The sequence below is a fragment of the Streptomyces jumonjinensis genome (assembly GCF_009600885.1).
Classification (GTDB): Bacteria; Actinomycetota; Actinomycetes; order Streptomycetales; family Streptomycetaceae; genus Streptomyces; species Streptomyces jumonjinensis.
In genome coordinates, this window is the sequence record NZ_VCLA01000159.1 from 36,314 (window position 1) to 40,752 (window position 4,439).

The 4,439-nt window shown below is 70.1% G+C and carries 4 protein-coding genes and 1 pseudogene; 1 reads left to right on the top strand and 4 read right to left on the bottom strand.

Going from position 1 to position 4,439, the window contains the following annotated elements; genetic code table 11:
• The first annotated feature begins 20 nt into the window (after positions 1–20).
• On the top strand, positions 21–728 hold the full coding sequence (locus tag FF041_RS22665) for a hypothetical protein (RefSeq protein ID WP_153524513.1): 708 nt from the start codon (positions 21–23) through the stop codon (positions 726–728).
• A gap of 51 nt (positions 729–779) precedes the next feature.
• Here the strand turns inward: FF041_RS22665 and FF041_RS22670 are convergent, their stop codons facing one another.
• The 4 genes and pseudogenes from FF041_RS22670 to FF041_RS38065 form a co-directional block, all read right to left on the bottom strand.
• Positions 780–2,099 carry a 3'-5' exonuclease gene (locus FF041_RS22670; protein ID WP_153524514.1) on the bottom strand — a complete coding sequence of 440 codons (1,320 nt, stop codon included), beginning with the start codon at positions 2,097–2,099 and terminating at the stop codon, positions 780–782.
• The gene (locus FF041_RS22675) at positions 2,096–2,254 is read right to left on the bottom strand and encodes a hypothetical protein (RefSeq protein WP_153524515.1); all 159 of its coding nucleotides are present in this window, start codon (positions 2,252–2,254) and stop codon (positions 2,096–2,098) included. Before FF041_RS22675 ends, FF041_RS22670 begins: the two co-directional genes overlap by 4 nt.
• Before the next feature lie 223 nt (positions 2,255–2,477).
• Positions 2,478–4,064 (bottom strand): coiled-coil domain-containing protein, encoded by a 1,587-nt coding sequence (locus FF041_RS22680; RefSeq protein WP_153524516.1) that lies wholly within the window; start codon positions 4,062–4,064, stop codon positions 2,478–2,480.
• Positions 4,051–4,439 (bottom strand): annotated as a pseudogene (locus FF041_RS38065) (hypothetical protein); the annotation flags it as partial. The pseudogene FF041_RS38065 and the gene FF041_RS22680, both read right to left, overlap by 14 nt.

Genomic DNA, 4,439 nt, shown 5'->3' on the forward strand with positions numbered 1-4,439 from the left:
TCAGTTCGTGGACTTAGCTTGTGCAAGCCAAGCTCAGCATTCTGCGCACGGCGGTCCATGAAATGCGGGACCATAAGGGCTCCTGCGTAGAGGGGAAACTGATGGCGGGCTGGATCGAAAAGGCGCCCGATGGGCGTGATGTGCTGCATGAAATGCAGCTCGTATCTCCTGATGACAGCATGGTGAGTGTCCCGTCATCAGGCATCAAATGGTGGCTGAAAAATGGTGCCCCGGGTGGCCCTATCGTCACGGGATGTGTCTGTGGTTGGGTCTCCGCCCATGCTGGTCCGTCGCTGCCTCCGGGGGACTCGGTGGACGTGTCGGCCCCCGATCCGAACCGAGTAGCGGTCACATGGTCTCCGGATGCTGTCGTGCCCGTGCTGCTGCCCTGGCACTGGGTAGGCGACTGGAAGCCGGGGCCGGCTCAATCGGCCTGGTCTGAGTACCACCTTCGGGCATGGCAATCTCACGTGGCGTCAGTGATCCCGGGCACGAACGCGGACGACGCAACAGTTCACGCACTGCGCCGGGTGGCTGCCCTCCTGGACGACGTGGACGGCCTGCCTCTCGGGGTCCTTCGCAAGCTCCACGACATCGGTGCCGCTGTCGAGAACGCTCAGCTCCTGGCCGCGCGCTCGGCACGATCGGCCGGCTTCGACTGGTCCTCTATCGGTACGAGTGTGGGGCTGGATGCCGACGCTGCTGAACGGCTCTTCGGCCAGGATTGAACGAGCGGGGCCCGCACCATTTCAGTGCGGGCCCTCGTCGGCACTCCGGCCCTAGAACGGATCCGGTGGCGCGGCCATTTCCTTGATCCTCTGTACGACCTTGCGGCAGTCTGCGAGTGCCCGGTGTCCGCCGTTCAGGGGCGCCCACGCCCATCCGTCCCAGTAGTCGGACCACTCGCCGCGGTGGACGGCGTAGGCGAGCATTGCGCACCGGCTCCACTGCTGGTTTCTCATCCACTCTTCGGCGGCGGGGTGTCGCTCCATCCGCCGCAAGTCGGGGATGGGGTTGTCCTCCTGGTGGTGGCGTGTGAGTTCATGGGCCAGTACCCGGGTGTCGTACTCGGCGTTGTAGATGATGATCCGGCGCCCGGCCAGTACGCGGGTGAGCTCCGGGAGGATCATGCTGAACGAGAGTGCGTCGCGTACATCATCGTCGCTGATCCCGTGAATGGATCGCGCTTCCCTTGGGATGGGAGTTCTGGGATTCACGAGGGTGTTCAGGAGGATGTTTCCCGCACCATCTGTGACGCTGATTTCCACCACCTTGGCGTCCCACTCAAGACCGGTCGTCTCGGTGTCGAGAACCGCATATCGCTCCGGTGCGGCAACCACCTGTCGGGCCCACTGGCGGACGGGCCCCAGCTCGTCCCATCGCTCACGCTCGTACGCGCGGCCTGCCTCTTCGGCCGCCTTCTTCTGCTCCGCCCGGCACAGCCCGCACGTCCGGGGGTAGTGCGCATACAGGCGGTGTGGGAGGTCGTCGGCCGCGGCGGCCTCGATCTGCTCGCGGGTGGCGGTCTGCGTCAGGCATTCCGGGCAGTGCCGGAGGGAGAGCCTGCGGGCGAGATCCTGGCCGTGGTCCAGTACGGCCCGGCACGGCCCGCACGTTCGCGAGTAGTCGACGCTCGCCCGGCTGCGGAAGGTTGTGCGGCACCGGCCGCATGTCCGCTGCCACTGCTCGTGGGCTCCGTCGCTGCATTGCTGGCAGATCCGCCCGTCTGCGGCAAGCCACGGGCTTTCCTTCCGTGTCCGCTCCCACAGCGGTGCGTCAGCCACTTGTGTGCACAGGATGCACGTCCGGCGAGCCACCTTCTGAGCCGTTTGCTTGGGCGACAGAGCGCGGGCCCGCTCGGTGTCCTCAACGTGGTAGAGCGGCACGGGGCCTTTGCCGTGCTTGGGCTTGTACTTCAGGTAGGCACGCGGTTTCTGCCCCTTCGTCAGTCGGCGCCCGGCCTCTTTGAGCTGCGCGGCGGTCATCAGATCGTCCGGGACCTCACCGGACGCGTACAGCGGCCTCTCATCGTGCGTTCCCACGGGCTGATGTGGCACCGGTGGGGTGTCGTCGGTCGTGCTCCTGGTCCTGGTCGTCACTCTGCCTCCTCGCACGGGTCGGCGCTCGGATCCGAATCGACTTCGACTTTCACATAAACACCGATGCGGCCCGGCTCGTCACGCCTCTCGTATACCTCGGACACGGAAATCACCCGAATGTTTGGCGCCATTTTCAGGGCCTCCACCATCGCCACGACTTCGGCTGTGGTGCCCGTACAGCGAGCCTCCGCCTCAGGCGGCCCGTCCTGCTCGGCTGGATGGTCCGCGCATCGTACGTTCCATCCCCGGCGGGTCTTCGTACACGTCCCCGCACCGGGCGGCACATAGGCCGTACACCCGCTGTAGGTGCAGTGCCCGGCCCTCCGGTTGACGATGCTTCTCACCGCTGCGTGTCCCTTCGGCCGGGCCCGCTGCTGCCTATTCGCCGGTCTTGGGCATCGGCATTTCGGTCTGTCCGGGGATCGGCTCGACCGGCGTAGGGTCGGCCGGCGCGGCGGTCGTCTTCTTCGTCCTGCGCGGTGTCGTCGGCTTCCTCGTGGCTTCCTTCTGCTGGATGGCCTCGGCCTTCAGCCGGTCAATCTCCTGGCCGTACCCGCGTAGTTCAGCGGCAAGCTTCTCGTACGCCTTCGCCTGTCGCTCGGCCTCCTGGGCGGCCTGCTGTGCGGCGACGGTTGCGCGCTCTTCGGCGGCGGCTTCGCGCCGGTCGGCCTGGCGCCGGTCCTCCTGCGCGGTGGCGAGCTGGGCCGCGAGCGCATCCCGCTCGGTCTGGACGTCCGCAATGGCCTTGTCGGCACGGGCCTCGGCGCGATCGGCGCGGGCCTCGGCCTGAGTCTGCCGCTGCTCCGCTCGGCTGGCGCGGTCCTCGGCTTCCCGGCGGGCCTGTGCCGATTCGGTGACCTGGTTGCGGGCGTCGTCGGCTTCCTGCTTGGCGGCGCGGACATCCGCCAGGGCCCGTGAGTACCCGGCTGCCAACTCCTCCTTCTCCCCCTCGGCCTGGTCGGCGCGGGCCGTCGCCCGGTCCCGCTCCTCGATGGCGAGCCTCGCCCGGGTCCCCGCGTCCTCGGCCTGGCGGCGGGCCTCGTCCCGGTTCCGCTCGGCGGTCTCCCGGTCCCGGCCGGCCTCCTCGGCGCGGGCCTCTGCGCGGTCGCGTTCGGCGGTCGCGTCCTCGGCGCGCGCCCGTGCGGCGGCGGCGTCTTGGCGGGCCTGGTCACGGCCGTTGATGGCCTCGGCCTCGACGGCGGCGGCTCGGCGCGCGGTGCGCTGGGCCTCTTCTGCGGCGGCCTGTGCGGTGTCGCGTTCGGTCTCGGCGTGGGCCTGGGCGGCGGCGGCGTCCTGGGCGCGGTCCTCGGCAAGCTGCTTGAGGTGCACGGCGGTGCGGCGCTCGCCCTCGGCGACCTCGCGCGCGTCGTCGGCGGCCTCGCGGGCGGTTCGGTCGCGCTCGGCGGCGGCGTCGGCGGCCTCCTTGTCGGCGCGGGCCTGCTGAGCCTGGGACTGTGCGGCGGCCGTCTCGGCCTGTGCCTGTACGGCGGCTTGGTTGGCACGGGCTACGTCCTGCTGGTTGGCCGCGCGGGCCGCCGCTAGCCTCGCCTCGATGCCCTCGGGGCTGTTGATTTTTGAGAGCTCGGCACGCATGTCGGCGGCCACCTGTTCAAGGCGGGTGGTGGTCTCCTCCACCCGGAGAATCTGCCCCGGCAGACCGGGGGCGTTGCGCTCCCGCGCTCGGGCGGCCTTGCGCTCGTTCTGGCACTGCTTGTTGCAGTATTCCGGGGGGCGTCCGGCCCCCGCCGGGCGGTCGCGGGGAATCAGCTTCCCGCAGTTGGCGCACGGCTCCGGCCAGTATCCGTGAGGCGCCTCCTCCTCCTCGTCGTCGTCCGGGTCGGCGGCCTCCTCCGCCACGGGGATGCGGTCGCTCGGTACGCCGATCTCGGCAAGGAACCGATGGGCCTTGGGCGACAGTCCCGCCGGCTCCTCGGCGGGCTGTGGCGGGTCGTCAGTAGTGGTCACGGGGGGCGGCCTTCCTTCTCGGGGTTGCCACGGGGGTGGACGGGTGTGCGGCACGGTGCGGCGGGGCCGGGGGCGCCTGCGCGGTGTCCGGTCGTTGTCGCTGCTGCGGTTGTCGGGGCGGGGTGCTGATGCTGCCGTACGCGGTGCGGTGCGGGACAATCCGCGGGCGCGCTCGGCGGGGGCCGGGCCGGGGGGCTGCGGTGCGGTGCGGCGGTCGGTGGCGTGCGGGCGCGGCCGGGGCGAGCTCGACGGCACGGCGTGCGGGCGCGACCGGGGCCGGCTGCTGCTCGGTGGCCTCGTCCTCGTGGTCCTGGTGGTGCTGCTCGTCCGGCTCGGCCTCGATGATGACGACGGGCTGAGGCCGGATGATGCTGG